16 protein-coding genes are annotated in these 16969 nt (G+C 44.9%); 7 read left to right on the top strand and 9 right to left on the bottom strand.

Features of this window, described 5'->3' with window-relative positions:
* Positions 1–12: 12 nt before the first annotated feature.
* Entirely contained in the window at positions 13–1908 is a 1896-nt protein-coding gene (gene aceF / locus R7Q41_RS11745) for a pyruvate dehydrogenase complex dihydrolipoyllysine-residue acetyltransferase (protein ID WP_171343194.1), read from the top strand.
* A gap of 267 nt (positions 1909–2175) precedes the next feature.
* A complete protein-coding gene (gene lpdA, locus R7Q41_RS11750; RefSeq protein ID WP_005379993.1) occupies positions 2176–3603 on the top strand; it encodes a dihydrolipoyl dehydrogenase in 1428 nt (475 codons plus the stop codon).
* Positions 3604–3748: 145 nt separating this feature from the next.
* Here lpdA and opaR read toward each other — a convergent pair whose 3' ends face one another.
* Complete coding sequence (gene opaR / locus R7Q41_RS11755) at positions 3749–4363, bottom strand: transcriptional regulator OpaR (RefSeq protein ID WP_318144505.1); 615 nt, start codon at positions 4361–4363, stop codon at positions 3749–3751.
* Positions 4364–4682: 319 nt separating this feature from the next.
* On the opposite strand from opaR, the gene hpt reads away from it, so the two are divergent.
* The gene (gene hpt, locus R7Q41_RS11760) at positions 4683–5213 is read left to right on the top strand and encodes a hypoxanthine phosphoribosyltransferase (protein WP_005379995.1); all 531 of its coding nucleotides are present in this window, start codon (positions 4683–4685) and stop codon (positions 5211–5213) included.
* Positions 5214–5290: 77 nt separating this feature from the next.
* Here the strand turns inward: hpt and can are convergent, their stop codons facing one another.
* Positions 5291–5959 (bottom strand): carbonate dehydratase, encoded by a 669-nt coding sequence (gene can, locus R7Q41_RS11765; protein WP_005379996.1) that lies wholly within the window; start codon positions 5957–5959, stop codon positions 5291–5293.
* A gap of 281 nt (positions 5960–6240) precedes the next feature.
* On the opposite strand from can, the gene R7Q41_RS11770 reads away from it, so the two are divergent.
* The 4 genes from R7Q41_RS11770 (at position 6241) to R7Q41_RS11785 (ending at position 10907) form a co-directional block, all read left to right on the top strand.
* A complete protein-coding gene (locus R7Q41_RS11770) occupies positions 6241–7911 on the top strand; it encodes a SulP family inorganic anion transporter (protein WP_005379997.1) in 1671 nt (556 codons plus the stop codon).
* Between the two features lie 250 nt (positions 7912–8161).
* The gene (locus R7Q41_RS11775) at positions 8162–9079 is read left to right on the top strand and encodes an ABC transporter ATP-binding protein (protein WP_005380000.1); all 918 of its coding nucleotides are present in this window, start codon (positions 8162–8164) and stop codon (positions 9077–9079) included.
* Positions 9080–9850, top strand: a complete 771-nt coding sequence (locus R7Q41_RS11780; protein WP_005386598.1) for an ABC transporter permease — start codon at positions 9080–9082, stop codon at positions 9848–9850. It begins immediately after the preceding gene.
* 127 nt (positions 9851–9977) lie between these two features.
* Positions 9978–10907, top strand: a complete 930-nt coding sequence (locus tag R7Q41_RS11785; RefSeq protein WP_161440655.1) for a Kdo(2)-lipid IV(A) acyltransferase — start codon at positions 9978–9980, stop codon at positions 10905–10907.
* A gap of 53 nt (positions 10908–10960) precedes the next feature.
* On the opposite strand, the gene panC is transcribed toward R7Q41_RS11785, so the two are convergent.
* From panC to sfsA, 7 genes are all read right to left on the bottom strand, one after another.
* Positions 10961–11866 (bottom strand): pantoate--beta-alanine ligase, encoded by a 906-nt coding sequence (gene panC, locus R7Q41_RS11790; RefSeq protein ID WP_065274834.1) that lies wholly within the window; start codon positions 11864–11866, stop codon positions 10961–10963.
* A gap of 11 nt (positions 11867–11877) precedes the next feature.
* Positions 11878–12672 carry a 3-methyl-2-oxobutanoate hydroxymethyltransferase gene (gene panB / locus R7Q41_RS11795; RefSeq protein ID WP_005386592.1) on the bottom strand — a complete coding sequence of 265 codons (795 nt, stop codon included), beginning with the start codon at positions 12670–12672 and terminating at the stop codon, positions 11878–11880.
* Between the two features lie 24 nt (positions 12673–12696).
* Positions 12697–13182, bottom strand: coding sequence for a 2-amino-4-hydroxy-6-hydroxymethyldihydropteridine diphosphokinase (gene folK, locus R7Q41_RS11800; protein ID WP_017635910.1), 486 nt, complete (start codon positions 13180–13182; stop codon positions 12697–12699).
* On the bottom strand, positions 13179–14546 hold the full coding sequence (gene pcnB, locus R7Q41_RS11805) for a polynucleotide adenylyltransferase PcnB (RefSeq protein ID WP_005386589.1): 1368 nt from the start codon (positions 14544–14546) through the stop codon (positions 13179–13181). Before pcnB ends, folK begins: the two co-directional genes overlap by 4 nt.
* A 102-nt stretch (positions 14547–14648) precedes the next feature.
* Positions 14649–15512, bottom strand: a complete 864-nt coding sequence (gene gluQRS, locus R7Q41_RS11810; RefSeq protein WP_104975576.1) for a tRNA glutamyl-Q(34) synthetase GluQRS — start codon at positions 15510–15512, stop codon at positions 14649–14651.
* Positions 15513–15607: 95 nt separating this feature from the next.
* Positions 15608–16054 carry an RNA polymerase-binding protein DksA gene (gene dksA, locus R7Q41_RS11815; RefSeq protein ID WP_005386584.1) on the bottom strand — a complete coding sequence of 149 codons (447 nt, stop codon included), beginning with the start codon at positions 16052–16054 and terminating at the stop codon, positions 15608–15610.
* Between the two features lie 136 nt (positions 16055–16190).
* Entirely contained in the window at positions 16191–16907 is a 717-nt protein-coding gene (gene sfsA, locus R7Q41_RS11820) for a DNA/RNA nuclease SfsA (protein WP_005380023.1), read from the bottom strand.
* Positions 16908–16969: the final 62 nt, after the last annotated feature.

Genomic DNA, 16969 nt, shown 5'->3' on the forward strand with positions numbered 1-16969 from the left:
GGTAGATAAGAAATGGCAATCGAAATTAATGTACCAGACATCGGTGCGGATGAGGTTGAAGTTACTGAGATTCTTGTAAGCGTTGGCGACAAGGTTGAAGAAGAGCAGTCTCTGATCACAGTTGAAGGCGATAAAGCTTCTATGGAAGTTCCTGCTTCTCAAGCGGGTATCGTTAAAGAAATCAAAGTTGCAGAAGGCGACAAGGTTTCTACTGGTTCTCTAATCATGATTTTCGAAGCCGAGGGTGCAGCTGACGCTGCACCTGCTCCTGCGGCAGAAGCAGCTCCAGCAGCAGCTCCAGCTCCAGCAGCAGCAGCGGCAGAACTAAAAGAAGTTCACGTACCAGACATCGGTGGTGATGAAGTAGAAGTTACCGAAATCATGGTTGCCGTTGGCGACAGCATCGAAGAAGAGCAATCTCTTCTAACTGTTGAAGGCGACAAAGCTTCTATGGAAGTTCCAGCGCCATTCGCAGGTACTCTAAAAGAGATCAAAGTTGCAGCAGGCGATAAAGTATCGACTGGCTCACTTATCATGGTATTCGAAACAGCAGGTTCAGGCGCTCCAGCAGCACCAGCGGCAGCTGAAGCTCCTGCGGCAGCAGCTCCAGCAGCGTCTGCGGCAAAAGAAGTGAACGTTCCAGATATCGGCGGCGACGAAGTTGAAGTTACTGAGATCATGGTTGCGGTTGGCGACACAGTGGAAGAAGAGCAATCTCTAATCACTGTTGAAGGTGACAAAGCTTCTATGGAAGTTCCTGCACCATTCGCTGGCACAGTTAAAGAAATCAAGATTGCAGCTGGCGACAAAGTGTCTACTGGCTCACTAATCATGGTATTCGAAGTGGCGGGTGCAGCACCTGCTCCTGCAGCAGCTCCAGCTCAAGCGGCAGCACCTGCAGCTCCGGCTCCTAAAGCAGAAGCTCCGGCGGCAGCAGCTCCAGCAGCGACTGGCGATTTCAAAGAAAACGATGAGTACGCTCACGCGTCTCCAGTTGTTCGTCGTCTAGCGCGTGAATTTGGCGTTAATCTTTCTAAGGTTAAAGGTTCTGGTCGTAAGAGCCGTATCCTAAAAGAAGACGTTCAAGCTTACGTGAAAGATGCACTTAAGCGTCTTGAGTCTGGCGCAGGTGCAGCAGCATCTGGCAAAGGCGACGGCGCGGCTCTTGGTCTACTACCATGGCCAAAAGTGGACTTCAGCAAGTTTGGTGAGACAGAAGTTCAACCGCTATCTCGCATTAAGAAGATCTCTGGCGCAAACCTACACCGTAACTGGGTAATGATCCCGCACGTTACACAGTGGGATAACGCAGACATCACGGCTCTTGAAGCATTCCGTAAAGAGCAAAACGCGATTGAAGCGAAGAAAGACACTGGAATGAAGATCACACCACTTGTGTTCATCATGAAAGCGGTAGCTAAAGCGCTTGAAGCGTTCCCAGCGTTCAACTCTTCTCTATCAGAAGACGGTGAGAGCCTAATTCTGAAGAAATACGTGAATGTTGGTATCGCGGTAGATACACCAAACGGTCTAGTTGTTCCTGTATTTAAAGACGTGAACAAGAAAGGCATCTACGAGCTATCTGAAGAGCTAATGGCGGTTTCTAAGAAAGCACGTGCTGGTAAGCTAACTGCGGCTGACATGCAAGGTGGCTGTTTCACTATCTCTAGCCTAGGCGGTATCGGCGGTACGGCGTTTACTCCAATCGTAAACGCGCCAGAAGTTGGTATCCTAGGTGTGTCTAAGTCAGAAATGAAACCGGTATGGAACGGTAAAGAGTTCGAACCGCGTCTACAACTTCCACTGTCTCTATCATACGACCACCGTGTGATCGATGGTGCTGAAGGTGCGCGCTTCATCACTTACCTAAACTCATGTCTATCTGACATTCGTCGTCTAGTTCTGTAATAGAAATTAGATGAATGAGAGGCGGCAACTTAGCCGCCTCTGCTAATCATAATTACCGACAATTTGGTTATCAGCCTTGCTTCGTTCAGGGTTTTCACAATCGAATTGTTGTCTAGCTCACAGGCTAAATTGATTTACTTTTCACACCATTAACATCTCTGTAAACTGTTAGCGGTCTGAAAATAACTGTTTAAAACAAATCTCTCTTAAACATAAAAAATCGATACCCACTCAGCCTGTTAGGGATAATGACTACAAGAGGTCAAAATGAGCAAAGAAATTAAAGCCCAAGTTGTTGTACTTGGTTCTGGTCCTGCTGGTTACTCCGCTGCATTCCGTTGTGCGGATTTAGGTCTTGAAACTGTACTAGTTGAACGTTACAGCACGCTTGGCGGTGTATGTCTGAACGTGGGTTGTATCCCATCTAAAGCACTGCTTCACGTTTCTAAAGTAATTGAAGAAGCGAAAGCGATGGCTGACCACGGCGTTGTGTTCGGTGAGCCTCAAACAGACATCAGCAAAATCCGCATCTGGAAAGAAAAAGTTGTTAACCAACTAACTGGCGGCCTAAGCGGTATGGCTAAGATGCGTAACGTAACAGTAGTTAACGGTTACGGTAAGTTCACTGGCCCTAACTCTATCCTTGTAGAAGGCGAAGGTGAGCCAACAGTTGTTAACTTTGACAACGCAATCGTTGCGGCTGGTTCTCGTCCAATCAAACTGCCATTTATCCCGCATGAAGACCCACGTATTTGGGACTCTACTGACGCTCTTGAACTAAAAGAAGTGCCAGAAAAACTGCTTATCATGGGCGGTGGTATCATCGGTCTAGAAATGGGTACGGTTTACCACTCTCTAGGTTCTAAAGTTGAAGTTGTTGAAATGTTTGACCAGGTAATTCCTGCAGCAGACAAAGATATCGTGAAAGTATTTACTAAGCGTATCAAAGACAAGTTCAAGCTAATGCTAGAAACGAAAGTAACAGCAGTTGAAGCAAAAGAAGACGGTATCTACGTTTCAATGGAAGGCAAGAAAGCGCCAGCTGAAGCTGAGCGTTACGATGCGGTTCTAGTTGCTATCGGTCGTGTACCAAATGGTAAGCTAATCGACGGTGAAAAAGCGGGTCTAGAAATTGACGAGCGCGGCTTCATCAACGTTGATAAGCAAATGCGTACTAACGTTCCTCACATCTTCGCGATCGGTGATATCGTTGGTCAACCAATGCTTGCTCACAAAGGCGTGCATGAAGGTCACGTAGCTGCTGAAGTTATCTCTGGTAAGAAGCACTACTTTGACCCTAAAGTTATCCCTTCAATTGCGTACACTGAGCCAGAAGTAGCTTGGGTTGGTAAGACTGAAAAAGAAGCGAAAGAAGAAGGCATCAAGTACGAAGTAGCAACATTCCCATGGGCAGCATCAGGTCGTGCAATCGCATCTGACTGTGCAGACGGTATGACTAAGCTAATCTTCGACAAAGAAACTCACCGCGTAATCGGTGGTGCTATCGTTGGTACTAACGGTGGTGAACTACTTGGTGAAATCGGCCTTGCAATTGAGATGGGCTGTGATGCAGAAGATATCGCTCTGACTATCCACGCTCACCCAACTCTACACGAGTCTGTAGGTCTAGCTGCTGAAGTATTTGAAGGTTCAATCACTGACCTGCCAAACAAAAAAGCAGTTAAGAAGAAGTAAGCTTTTTCTGACTGAATGATAGAAGCCGCTGCATTGCAGCGGTTTTTTTATGCTTGTTATATAGAAATATAAATGTGTGCTTAGCTGACAGCAGACAATAAAAAGCCCACCAAACGGTGGGCTGACATATATTACGAGCTAAGCTTTAGTGTTCACGGTTGTAAATGCAAAGCATATCTAAGTATGAATTCACTAGGCGTTTCAGCTCCGCTTCACCTTTAGCGCGGTTCGCTTGGACAAACAGTGAGTAACAAATACCGTGGAACAGGTTTGCCAAGTGTTCTGAATCGTGCTGGTCACACACCTCACCGCGTTCAATTGCTTTAATGAACATGTTTTGTACTAGCAGCTGGTTAGTGCGGTTAGTTGAAACAAACAATGGCCATACTTCATCACGTGTTGAAGCACTCCACTCGAACCATACTTTTAGCCAGTGACAGTCTTGGCTGACAAGCTCGATCATCGCATTAGTAATATTGGCGATGTTTTCACGTGCATGTAAGTCTAGGTCTATGTTATCCGATAGGAAGTTTGAGAACTGACGTACGACGTGATTGAGAACTTCATCTACCAAGTCTTCGCGTGTAGGGAAGTAGTTAAAAACAGTCGCCACAGAAACTTGAGCAATTTCTGCGATATCTGCGTGACCACCACGACCGATGCCGCGGCGCGCAAATACTTCCAATGCGATTTCCATTAGCTGTTGCTTACGCTTAATTGGAGAAAGCCTAGTTCTAGGTCTCTTTGCAATTGAGTCCATATCCATTTTCCTTGCCATTTGAGTTGATATTGGGGGTAACCCCCTAATTGATTATTTTAATAGTTGCTTAAAGCAGTGATGAGTGTAATGGTGCATATGCACAAGGTCAACATCTGTAGAACAATTTATATACAGTAATGTCATTATTATTGATAAATTTAGCTATGAACTTTATAAAACTAAGACCTTCTTCCAAGATTTTTTGGCAACAGGATGCGACTTTCAACCCAATGAACGTGGTGATACACTACACGCCGTAAGATTAGGTGATCGTTTGCGTGCGACTTACCTCAACCCACAAATTTAGATTGAGCACAGTATGAAACATACAATAGAAGTCATGATTTCTGAGCAAGAAGTTCAGGAGCGAGTTCGTGAATTAGGCAAACAAATTACAGAGCGTTATCAAGGTAGTGAAGATCTTGTGTTGGTAGGCTTATTGCGTGGCTCATTTGTATTTATGGCAGACTTGGCACGTGCTATCGAACTGACTCACCAAGTTGATTTTATGACTGCGTCAAGCTACGGCAATACGATGGAAAGCTCACGTGACGTTCGTATCTTGAAAGATTTGGATGATGACATCAAAGGTAAAGACATTCTGCTTGTTGAAGACATCATTGACACTGGTAACACACTAAATAAAATCCGTGAGATTCTTTCGCTACGTGAGCCGAAGTCTATAGCGATTTGTACGCTCCTAGATAAACCATCTCGTCGTGAAGTGAATGTTCCTGTGGATTGGATTGGTTTCGAAATCCCAGATGAGTTTGTCGTTGGTGTGGGTATTGATTACGCGCAGAAATACCGTCACTTACCATACATCGGTAAAGTTGTACCTCAAGAATAATCATTGAGAGCAGCATTAAAAATATAAAAAAACGCCCATCTAAGATGGGCGTTTTTTGTTCAACTTTTAGATATGACTTAGCGACAAAGCAGCTTGTTATCTGTATTTAGAATCGTCGAAAGAGCTTTCTGGTAAGACGCTTCTACGGTTTCCTTAGAGTTAGAACGAATGCCTAAGTACTCTAAGCGACCATCTTCAATTCCGTATACCACACCATGAATTTCAACATCTTGTCCACGCTCCCAAGCGTTTTGCAGGATGGTTGAGTTACCCAAGTTGTACACTTGCTCTGCAACATTAAGCTCGCCTAGTTTATCCGCTCGATCTTGTTGCGGCATTTGATCTAGGTAAGTGCGGTGTTTGAAATAGATATCTCTGATATGTAACAGCCAATTATTAATAAGACCTAGCTTAGGGTTATCAATGGCTGCGTTTACGCCACCACATCCATAGTGTCCACAGACAATGATGTGTTTAACCTTAAGAACGTCTACGGCGTACTGGACGACCGATAGACAGTTGAGATCAGTATGGATAACTTGGTTTGCAACATTCCGATGAACAAAGAGTTCACCTGAGTATAGTCCGGTTAGTCGCTCGGCAGGAACGCGACTATCAGAGCAGCCAATCCAAAGAAAATCAGGCTTTTGACCCTCTGCGAGTTTTGCGAAGTATTCAGGTCGATCAGATTTGATCTCTTGAGACCATTTCGAATTGTTTTCAAATAACTGTTTTATTTCCGGCATTTTGCAAACTACTTCCCTTAAAAGACAAAATCGCTGCCGCTGTTTGTGTGCACATGCAAGCGATCAGTGTTGTAACTATACACAATGTTACAATTTCGATCTCGTTAAATATTCGTCAGATAGGACTCATCTGACTAGTTTTCATTAAGAAAAAAGTAAAATCTGGTGAAACTATTTGTGGTGTGAATTTAGCCTTAATCTATTTATGGTTTAAATTTTCGCCTAGCTCGTTAAAGTAGTGATATTTTACTTTTTAAAATTGAATGCAGGGAAAATCAGCAGTGTTCGGTAGTCGTTTTGAAGATATCAATTTCAAAGGGGATGTATTTGGCGGGGTAACCACGGCGATTATCTCTCTCCCTCTGGCGTTAGCGTTTGGTGTTGCATCCGGAGCCGGTGCTGAGGCCGGCCTTTGGGGAGCAATAATGGTCGGTTTGTTTGCCTCGTTATTTGGTGGTTCTAATACGTTAATATCAGAACCGACAGGGCCAATGACGGTAATCATGACCGCAGTATTAACCAGTATGATGGCGAAATACCCAGAAACGGGCATGGCTATGACTTTCACGGTTGTCATGATGGCTGGCGCGTTCCAAATCCTATTGGGGACGTTGAAACTGGGTAAATACGTTACCTTGATGCCTTACAGCGTTATTTCCGGGTTTATGTCTGGCATTGGTGTGATTCTTATCATTCTGCAGTTATCGCCTTTGATGGGGCATGCCGCGCCTTCAGGGGGAGTACTCGGAACGTTATCTGCTTTGCCGGAGACCATTTCTAACCTTAAGTTCAGTGAGTTGTTTTTGGGACTACTGACTTTGGGGATTCTTTTTTTCTTCCCTAAGCAATATCGTAAATACGTTCCTGCACAGCTCGTGGCATTGGTCGCGGTAACTTTATTGTCTGTGATTCTCTTTGATACAGAAGATATTCGTCGTATCGGTGAAATTCCTGCTGGGTTACCTTCTCTCGTCGCACCATATATTGACACAGATATGTTTGTCGAGATGGTCATTGATGCATTAGTGCTAGGCACATTAGGTTGTATTGATACTTTGTTAACGGCGGTTATCGGTGACTCATTAACTCGTAAAGAACACGACTCAGATAAAGAGCTGCGAGGTCAAGGGTTAGCTAACATGATCTCTGGCTTGTTTGGTGCGCTGCCGGGGGCGGGAGCTACTATGGGGACGGTAACGAATATCCAAGTTGGGGCTCGCTCGCCATTATCTGGTGTGATTCGCGCACTAATGTTGGCGTTGGTTGTACTGGTTGCTGGTGGGCTAACAGAGCCAATCCCGATGGCTGTGTTAGCAGGCATTGCGGTGTATGTTGGCTTTAACATCCTAGACTGGAGCTTTATTCAGAGGGCACATAAGGTAAGCTTTTCCGGAATGGCGGTGATGTATGGCGTTATGCTGCTTACAGTATTCGTTGATCTTATCGTTGCGGTGGGTTTAGGCGTCTTTATCTCGAACATTATCATCATCGAGCGTTTGAGCCGAGAGCAGGCGCGACAAGTAAAAGCGATCAGCGACGCGGATGAAGATGATGTGCCGCTGACTGACAGCGAGCGTGGTTTGTTGGATCGTGCTAATGGTAAAGTGCTGTTCTTTTATCTTTCCGGTCCGATGATCTTTAGTGTTTCTAAAGCCATTTCACGTCAGCACTCTAGTATTTCGGACTATGACGTGATGATTCTCGATCTTACGGATGTACCAATGATTGATGTGACCGTCGGTTTGGCGTTAGAGAATGCGATTAAGGATGCTCTCGATGCCAATTGTGCCGTGTATTTATTATGCCCGAATGAGCGAACACGAGAACAGCTAGAGAAATTCCATGTGATTGACCTTGTGCCTGATGAAAATATGTACCAATTCCGTTACGAAGCATTGAATGCGGCGGTGGCACATGTTGAGGCAGACCAGTATCAGCGCATAACGGCGTAATCATTCTGACAGTTAAAAACGCAACAGTGTCCTGTTGCGTTTTTTTATGCTCTATTTTGTCTTACTCAGAGATAACCTTTACGAGGTAAGGGTTATATTTCCAATATTATCGAAAGGTTTATTTGTAATCATCGTTATTCAACGATAAACTGATGGACCTCCAATACGATACCCAAGGCGATTTTGTAGTAAACCGCTGCTAAATATGAGTCGGTATTAGTAATCACAAACAAACGGCAATCAAGACCTTATGTACGCATTAGAAATTGAACAACTGCGCAAGACGTATGCAGGTGGCTTTGAGGCGTTAAAAGGTATAAGTCTCCAAGTGAAAAAGGGTGACTTCTACGCGCTTCTGGGTCCCAATGGTGCAGGAAAATCGACCACGATTGGCATCATCTCCTCCTTAGTGAATAAAACCTCCGGAACGACGAAAGTTTTCGGTTATGACATTGATACCGACCTCGAATTGGCCAAGCAGAATTTAGGCTTGGTGCCACAAGAGTTCAACTTCAACCAGTTTGAAACCGTTGAGCAAATTGTGATGCAGCAAGCTGGCTATTACGGTGTGTCTAAAGTGTTAGCCAAAGAAAGAGCAGAAAAATACCTGAAAAAATTGGATTTATGGGAAAAACGCCAAGAGCGTGCTCGTAACCTATCCGGTGGGATGAAGCGTCGTTTAATGATCGCAAGAGCTTTGATGCACGAGCCGCAATTACTCATTTTAGATGAACCAACGGCTGGAGTGGATATTGAACTACGCCGCTCAATGTGGGGGTTTCTGAAAGAGATCAACCAAGAGCAAGGAATTACGATTATTTTAACGACACACTACCTAGAAGAAGCGGAGATGCTGTGTCGAAATATCGGCATTATTAATCGTGGTGAGCTGATTGAAAATACCACCATGAAGGCGTTACTAGGTAAGCTAAGCGTCGAGACATTTATCTTGGATATTGAGTCAGAAGTCGAGGTGCCTGAGCTTGAAGGTGTTAATCGACAAAGTATTGTTGATGGCTCTTTAGAGATAGAACTAGATAAAAGCCAAGGATTGAATTCGGTATTCAGTCAGTTAACAGAGCATGGCATTAAAGTTCTCTCAATGCGTAACAAAGCCAACCGACTTGAAGAGTTGTTTGTCAGCATTGTAAGAGAGGGGAGTAATTAAATGTACGGTTTATATTGGACGGCATTTCGCAGCTTGCTGAGCAAAGAAGTCACTCGCTTTACACGTATTTGGGTGCAAACCTTAGTGCCGCCAGCCATTACGATGACGTTGTACTTCATCATTTTCGGTAATCTTATTGGCTCTCGAATTGGTGAGATGAGCGGCTTTAGTTACATGGAGTACATTGTTCCAGGTTTGATCATGATGTCGGTGATCACCAACTCATACTCGAATGTTGCGTCTTCATTCTTTAGTGCAAAGCTACAGAAGAATATTGAAGAACTGCTGGTGGCCCCGGTACCAAACTATGTGATTATTGCTGGCTACGTGATGGGCGGTGTTACTCGAGGTTTGTTGGTCGGTGCAATTGTTACTTGTGTGTCACTTTTGTTCGTTGATTTGCAAGTGGAGCACTGGGGCATTATTGTCGCGACTGTCTTCATGACGTCGGTGGTATTTGCTCTCGGTGGCTTGATCAATGCGGTTTACGCAAAAACATTTGATGATATTTCGATCATCCCTACGTTTGTATTGACTCCTCTAACTTACTTGGGAGGAGTCTTTTATTCGATTAGTCTTCTGCCTGAATTTTGGCAAGGCGTTTCTAAGATCAACCCAATCGTCTACATGGTGAATGCGTTTCGCTACGGCTTTTTAGGTGTCTCGGATGTGGGCATTGTCACTTCATTTAGTGTACTTGCAGTGTTTGTTGTTGCACTGTATGCCATTGCGCATTATCTAGTAACCAAAGGGATTGGGCTAAGAAGCTAAGCCATTCTCATAAAGCAAAGAGCGGCGATTCACGCTGCTCTTTCGCGTGCATAACAATACATACCCATACAATTTTTCGGTTTTTATCATGGTAGGTTTCAATCATTTGTAATAAATGAGTGATCCTATGAATATTGTCCCGCTGCCGCCTTTCTCCTATCAGTTACTTAAGCCCAAATATTGGTCTGTATGGCTGGCATTTGGATCTTTAGCGATTCTTGTTAATGTACTGCCATACGTAGTATTGCGAATCTTAGGTAGAAGCATCGGCTGTATTGCGATGCATGTAATGAAGCGCCGACACAAGATCGCTCTGCGTAATCTCCAGCTGTGTTTCCCTGATTTTACGGATTGGCAATGTAAGGACGTAGTACGAAAAAATTTTCAATATACTGGAATGGCGATCATCGAAACCGGTATCGCTTGGTTTTGGCCAGATTGGCGGATACGTCGGATAGCCTCTATTGTTGGAAAAGATCGTTTACTCGCTGAGGAAAATAATGGACGTGGTGTGTTGGTGGTGTGCAGTCACCATTTAAACTTGGAGATAACCGCTCGTATTTTTAGCCAGTTTGCCCAAGGTTATGGCGTTTATCGCCCAAATTCGAATCCTGCTTATGAGTTTATTCAACATCGAGGTCGAACTCGTTTTGGACATCAAATGATTGATCGAAAAGACGTGAAATCAATGCTCAAAGTTCTGAAAAATGGTCATCGACTTTGGTATTTGCCCGACCATGATTATGGCGTTAGCCATTCTGTTTTTGCGCCGTTTTTTGCTGTTGAACAAGCGGCGAGTACCGTCGGGTCTAGTGTTCTCATTGATGCAACAAAGTGCGCGGTTATATCTGGCGTTACAGTGAGTAAAAATCACCATTACACGCTGTACATTGGAAAAGACATTAGCGAGCGTTTCGAGAGACGTAATGCGGTTAAAGCGGCAAGCATCTTGAACCAAGAGCTTGAGAAAATGATAAAACGTGATATTCCAGCGTGGATGTGGCTGCACAAGCGGTTTAAAACTCGCCCTGAAGGGTTAGATTGCGTCTATACGTAGAGTATAAAAAAGGTCGACTAAGAGTCGACCTTTTTACTTTTATGGCTCAGAGCTTACTCTGCGTTCTCTGAGTTTGTATTGTTAGATTCAGCTTCTTCCTTCGTTTCGACAACCATATCTACCGTTTGGTTATCGATAAGACGAGCTTTGCCTAGGAACGCAGACATCAGAATAACAGCTTGTGTCGTTTCTGGTGTGATCACTTGTAATGTACGAGCATCACGAATGAAGATCTCATCAGGGTGCAGACCTGCAGCTCGAAGTTGGTCGCTTGCATCTTCGATGATCGATGCGTAGTCATCGCGGCCACCGCGAATGGCACTACTGATCCAACGCATTGTACGAGCAAGTACAGGAGCACGTTGACGCTCGTCCAGCGTAAGCAAGCCATTGCGTGAACTCATTGCTAAACCGTCCATTTCACGTACGGTTGGTACACCGATGATTTCAATGTCCATTGCTAGGTCATCAACCATCTTGCGGATAACAGCAAGTTGTTGGAAGTCCTTCTCGCCGAAGCACGCGACATCCGGTTGTACGATGTTAAACAGCTTATTCACAATCGTCGTCACGCCACGGAAATGACCTGGTCGAGACGCGCCTTCGAGAATTGTTGATAGGCCAGGGACATCGACGAAGGTTTGCTTATCCAGACCTTCTGGGTAGATAACTTCTGGTGTTGGCGTAAATACCACATCGACCCCTTCAGAGGTTAACTTGCTTAAGTCTTCCTCTAGCGTGCGTGGGTAATTATTTAAATCGTCAGCACGATCAAACTGCATCGGATTAACAAAGATGCTTACGACAACGATATCAGCGTATTCGCGTGCTTTACGCACTAAAGTTAAGTGGCCTTCGTGAAGGTTGCCCATGGTAGGGACAAACGCCACTTTACGACCTTCACGTTTAAAGGTTTTAAGGTGTTCACGAACTGCTGAGATTTCCGCAAAAGTTTGCATGCATTTATCCTCTAGGCAATGGTATGAGCGTCGTCTGGGAATACACCGTTGGCTACATCTTCAATGTATTTAGTAACGGCTTTGCGCATATCACCTGTTTCAGCAAGAAAGTTTTTGGAGAATTTCGGCATGTAGTTGGCAGAAATACCAAACATATCATGCATTACGAGAATTTGACCATCTGTTACGTTACCTGCACCAATACCGATAACAGGAACGTCAAGCACTTGCGTAATACGTTCAGCAAGCTCAGCTGGTACGCATTCTAGTAAGACGATTTGAGCGCCTGCTTCTTGCAGCGCTAATGCGTCTTTTACCATGCGGTCTGCTTTTTCTTGATCGCGACCTTGGATTTTGTAACCACCAAAAATATTAACAGCTTGAGGAGTTAAACCAAGATGAGCACAAACTGGAACTGATCGTTCAGTGAGCATTTTCACCGTGTCGACAAGCCAGTCACCACCTTCAATTTTTACCATATTGGCACCAGCACGCATCAGTTTAGCCGCATTTTCGCAAGCTTGCTCTGGCGTGGTGTAGCTCATGAATGGCATGTCTGCCATCAACAAACAATTTGGGCTACCAGCACGTACGCAACGAGTATGGTAAGCGATATCATCGACCGTTACTGGCAGAGTATCGTTGTGACCTTGCAAAACCATACCTAGAGAATCACCAACAAGAAGTACTGGCATTTCTTGGCTTTCAAACAGTTGGGCAAAGCTCGCATCATAAGCGGTTGAAGTAGCAAATTTACGACCTTCTTGCTTCCACTTGATTAGGTCGTTGATGGTCATTTTTTTCATGGTTTTATCCTTACTAGGAGTTGGCTATGACTGCCAGATACTGAGGCCGTTTCTATCTACTTGTTCCAGTAGTTCAGAGACCTCGGTCCCATCAGGGAGTTGTAAACTTGGTGCAATTTCCGCAAGAGGGTAGAGTACGAATTCACGCTCTTTCATTCCATAATGAGGAACGATCAGCCTCTCGGAATTAATCACCTCATTGCCATAAAGCACAATGTCGAGGTCCAAGGTTCTTGGTCCCCAGCGTTCGTCTTTACGGACACGCCCTTGTTCTTGCTCTATAGCTTGTGTGCAATTGAGCAATTCAATAGGCGTCAAACTGGTGTTAATAGACACAACCGCATTGATGTAATCCGGTTGGTTTTGTGGCCCCATTGGCGTGCTGCTGTATAGCGAAGAAGCTTGAACAAACTCTGATTTAGGCAGCGTTTTTAATGCTTCAATCGCTTGCTTCGCTTGGCTGACAGGATCAGCCAAGTTACTGCCTACCGCAATGTACGCTGTAATCATGATTTGGGCTTACTCTTTTTCTTGCGATAAGTTTTACGGCGGCGCTGGCCTGTTTTCGGTGATTGACCGTCTAAGTCGGCAGCCATTGCTTGACGCATTTCTCGGCCTGCATTTTGAAAAGTTTCCCACCACTTGGCAAGCTTCTGAGTGTCACCACCTTCAATTTCACCGCGCATTTCAAGAAAATCAAAGCCAGCTCTAAATTTATTGAGCTCCATAAGACGGAATGCGCGTTTACCGTTACGTCGTGGAAGACGAAGCTGTAACTGCCAAATCTCGCGAATGGTTGCGGTGTGGCGTCTTGGAATGGCAATTGTGCGAACTTGCTCGTCAAGAATGATGTTGCTCGCTTCCATAATGGCGTCGTAATGGCCTAAGTTGCGCTCTTCCATCAGTTCATCGGCTTTCGCACACAGTGGGTACCACAGCATTGCAGCAAACATAAATGCTGGATTGATGCGTTTCCCATCTTCGATGCGCATGTCGGTAGAATCTAGGACAAGATCCAACATCTGCTCAGTGTGAGAGGAGTAATCTTCTGTAAAGTGCGCTGCAATCGTCGGGAATAGTTGCTGGAATAGGTTGTACTCACGCAGTAGGTGGTAGGTTTCTAAGCCATGACCGGATTGCAATAATTTGAGTGACTCTTCAAAAAGACGCGCTGACGGAATGTCACCGAGCAACGGTGCCATGTGTTCGATTGGCGCTGCGGTGTCTTCTTCAATATCAAAGTCTAGTTTTACCGCGAAACGAACCGCACGCAGCATGCGCACAGGGTCTTCACGGTAGCGTGTTTCTGGATCACCAATAAGTCGAATTAGGCGATCTTCTAAATCTTCAATACCACGTGCGTAGTCGTGAATCGAGTAATCTGCGATGTTGTAGTACATCGAGTTAATCGTGAAATCACGGCGCTCAGCATCTTCATCGATGGTGCCGTAGACGTTGTCACGCAGCAGCATACCCTCTTTTGATTGCTGAGAAATGCTCTTATTCTTTTGCTCTTGGTGGTGACCACGGAATGTCGCAACCTCAATGATGTCTCGGCCAAACATAATATGAGCCAAGCGGAAGCGGCGACCAATCAAACGGCAGTTACGAAATAGCTGTTTGATCTGTTCCGGCGTTGCGTTGGTCGCAATGTCAAAATCTTTTGGTTTTTGTCCAAGCAGTAAGTCTCGAACCCCGCCACCCACAAGAAAAGCATCGAAACCAGCACCATTTAGGCGGTACAGTACCTTCAGCGCATTATCACTGATCTGCTTACGCGAAATGTTGTGCTCTTCACGAGTTATTACATTGAGAGCGAGCTCTGGAATTGTGGCAGGTTCGCTTGGTGTATAGTCGTTTGTATTCATGTGCATCTGGCAATAACTGGGTTTAATCCAATCTTGCTTTGGTTAGTTTTATACGCCTCTAGGGCCTAATTTGCGGCTAATGATAGCCTACACAATGCCATTTGAGAATCACGGTGTGATCTCGATCTCTGCTGGAAGCTGTTCCAACCGCCAGTTTTCGCAGCCCCAACGAAGAATATCTTCTATGTTGGCCGCCCTTACGGTTTCAGGTATCTCGAAACCTAAAAATGTCATGGCGCGCAATAGAGTAGGTTTTGGTGTATCTATATCAATAGCCGTCGCGTGATTTTGTTTCGACAATTTATTGCCGTTGTTGTCCATCGCCAATGGTAAATGCAAGTAGCTAACTTCAGGCTGACCAAGTATTTGGTACAGGCTAATTTGACGCCCTGTCGGCTCGATTAAGTCTGCACCTCGCACGACTTCTGTGACGCCTTGGTCGATGTCGTCCAATACTACCGCAAGATTATAAGCAAATAATCCATCTCGACGTTTAATAATGAAATCTTCATTAACGAGTTGCTCTGGAATAGTAATGGTTCCCCGCTTTTGGTCGAGGAAATGAGCGACAGGCTTGGTCATTTTTAGGCGAATCGCGCCTTCTTTCAAGTTTTTATCGCGGCAAGTGCCAGGATAAAAACCGCCATGCTCTTTAATTTGCTTACGAGTACATTGGCAATAATAGGCTTCTCCATTTTCGAGCCATTTGTTTATTTGAGCTTGGTAAAGGTCGTGACGTTCGCTCTGGTATACCACTTCTCCATCCCAATGCAGCTGATAGGCCTTGAGTGCCTCTAGGATAAGTTGCGCTGCACCTGGCATTTCTCTTGGTGGGTCTAAGTCCTCAATACGTACTAACCAAGCTCCGTTTTGTGCTTTCGCTTGAAAATAACTGCCAAGAGCGGCAATCAGTGAACCAAAATGCAGTGGACCAGAAGGAGATGGGGCGAATCGACCTACATAGCGTGTCATGCGTGTATCTCGAATTTAGTAAACAAATAGGGTGCGAAGATAGCCAAAACAAAAAGGGAGCCTGAGCTCCCTTCAACAATCATAATGCTGGGTGATTAACCTTGCATTTGCTTCTCTTTGATTTCTGCAAGTGTTTTACAGTCAATACAAAGGTCAGCGGTTGGACGTGCTTCAAGACGGCGAACGCCAATCTCTACGCCACAAGACTCACAGAAGCCAAAATCGTCTTCTTTGATTTTATCCAAAGTCTTTTCAATCTTCTTGATCAAACGGCGTTCGCGGTCACGGTTACGCAGTTCTAGGCTGAACTCTTCCTCTTGAGAGGCGCGGTCAACTGGATCTGGGAAGTTTGCTGCTTCGTCCTGCATGTGGTGAACAGTACGATCCACTTCAGCTCTTAGCTGGTCGCGCCAAGCTGTTAAGATTTTCGTAAAGTGTTCAACCTGCTCTGGTGACATGTACTCTTCACCAGGTTTTTCCTGATATGGCTCCACGCCGGCAATGGCTAGGATGCCTATCGTTTTCTTCTTTGATTCTGGCATACAGCATCTCCTACTTACACCTAGTCAACTGCTACGCAGTCAATTTAAGGCGGGTATCTATAGCAAAAAGAGGCGGTGCAAGCAAATACTGAATCGCAAAGTTATCGTCAATGTGAAGACGACATCATTTTTTCTCTTAATTGATAAAATCAATAGCGGAAATCAGCTTCATTCCAGTATCGCTCAGTTCAGCTTTGTAGCAGAGAACTTCCACTCCAGCGTCTTGTGCTTGTTTGAGTAATAGTGAATATTTCGCGTCTATATGGTGCGCCGCGGATACTTTTTCAATACCTGAATGTAAAACAGTGAATAAAAGTATGGCCCTACTTCCATTTTGTGCCATTTCTGTGAGCTCTCTCAGGTGTTTTTGTCCCCGAGTCGTGACCGCATCTGGGAAGTATCCTTGTCCAGTAGAGTCGGTCTCATCAAGAAGAGTGACGCTTTTCACTTCTATATAGCACTTTGGCTTGTCGTCTGCGCTGAGCAAGATATCAATTCGGCTATTTTCATTACCGTATTTCACCTCAGTTTGAAGTGTGTCATAACCATAAAGCTCTGAAATGACATTATTTTCAATAGCCTCTACGGCTAATTGATTGGCACGCGCGGTGTTGATACAAATACGGTGGCCTTGTTCGGTCTCACTCAACTCCCAACTATTGGGGTATTTTCGTTTCGGGTTGTCGGAAGTAGAAAACCAAACTTTGTTTCCGGGTGTTGCACAACCCGTCATTGCACCTGTATTTGCGCAGTGGATTGTACGGATTTCACCAGTATCGAGCTCGATATCGGCAAGAAAGCGTTTATAGCGTTTGAGTAGAGTGGCGGACTCTAAAGCGGGTGTGAAATGCATTTGCTTATTTAGACAAAAAATTTTTTATGTACAATGTTGCCATCATTACACCATAAGGTATT

It is taken from the genome of Vibrio sp. 2096, assembly GCF_033339595.1.
Taxonomy (GTDB): domain Bacteria; phylum Pseudomonadota; class Gammaproteobacteria; order Enterobacterales; family Vibrionaceae; genus Vibrio; species Vibrio alginolyticus.

Coding starts and splice junctions, on each gene's coding strand:
- aceF (WP_171343194.1), top strand. CDS start 13: ATGGCAATCGAAATTAATGTACCAGACATCGGTGCGGATGAGGTTGAA.
- lpdA (WP_005379993.1), top strand. CDS start 2,176: ATGAGCAAAGAAATTAAAGCCCAAGTTGTTGTACTTGGTTCTGGTCCT.
- opaR (WP_318144505.1), bottom strand. CDS start 4,363: ATGGACTCAATTGCAAAGAGACCTAGAACTAGGCTTTCTCCAATTAAG.
- hpt (WP_005379995.1), top strand. CDS start 4,683: ATGAAACATACAATAGAAGTCATGATTTCTGAGCAAGAAGTTCAGGAG.
- can (WP_005379996.1), bottom strand. CDS start 5,959: ATGCCGGAAATAAAACAGTTATTTGAAAACAATTCGAAATGGTCTCAA.
- R7Q41_RS11775 (WP_005380000.1), top strand. CDS start 8,162: ATGTACGCATTAGAAATTGAACAACTGCGCAAGACGTATGCAGGTGGC.
- R7Q41_RS11780 (WP_005386598.1), top strand. CDS start 9,080: ATGTACGGTTTATATTGGACGGCATTTCGCAGCTTGCTGAGCAAAGAA.
- R7Q41_RS11785 (WP_161440655.1), top strand. CDS start 9,978: ATGAATATTGTCCCGCTGCCGCCTTTCTCCTATCAGTTACTTAAGCCC.
- panC (WP_065274834.1), bottom strand. CDS start 11,866: ATGCAAACTTTTGCGGAAATCTCAGCAGTTCGTGAACACCTTAAAACC.
- panB (WP_005386592.1), bottom strand. CDS start 12,672: ATGAAAAAAATGACCATCAACGACCTAATCAAGTGGAAGCAAGAAGGT.
- folK (WP_017635910.1), bottom strand. CDS start 13,182: ATGATTACAGCGTACATTGCGGTAGGCAGTAACTTGGCTGATCCTGTC.
- pcnB (WP_005386589.1), bottom strand. CDS start 14,546: ATGCACATGAATACAAACGACTATACACCAAGCGAACCTGCCACAATT.
- gluQRS (WP_104975576.1), bottom strand. CDS start 15,512: ATGACACGCTATGTAGGTCGATTCGCCCCATCTCCTTCTGGTCCACTG.
- dksA (WP_005386584.1), bottom strand. CDS start 16,054: ATGCCAGAATCAAAGAAGAAAACGATAGGCATCCTAGCCATTGCCGGC.
- sfsA (WP_005380023.1), bottom strand. CDS start 16,907: ATGCATTTCACACCCGCTTTAGAGTCCGCCACTCTACTCAAACGCTAT.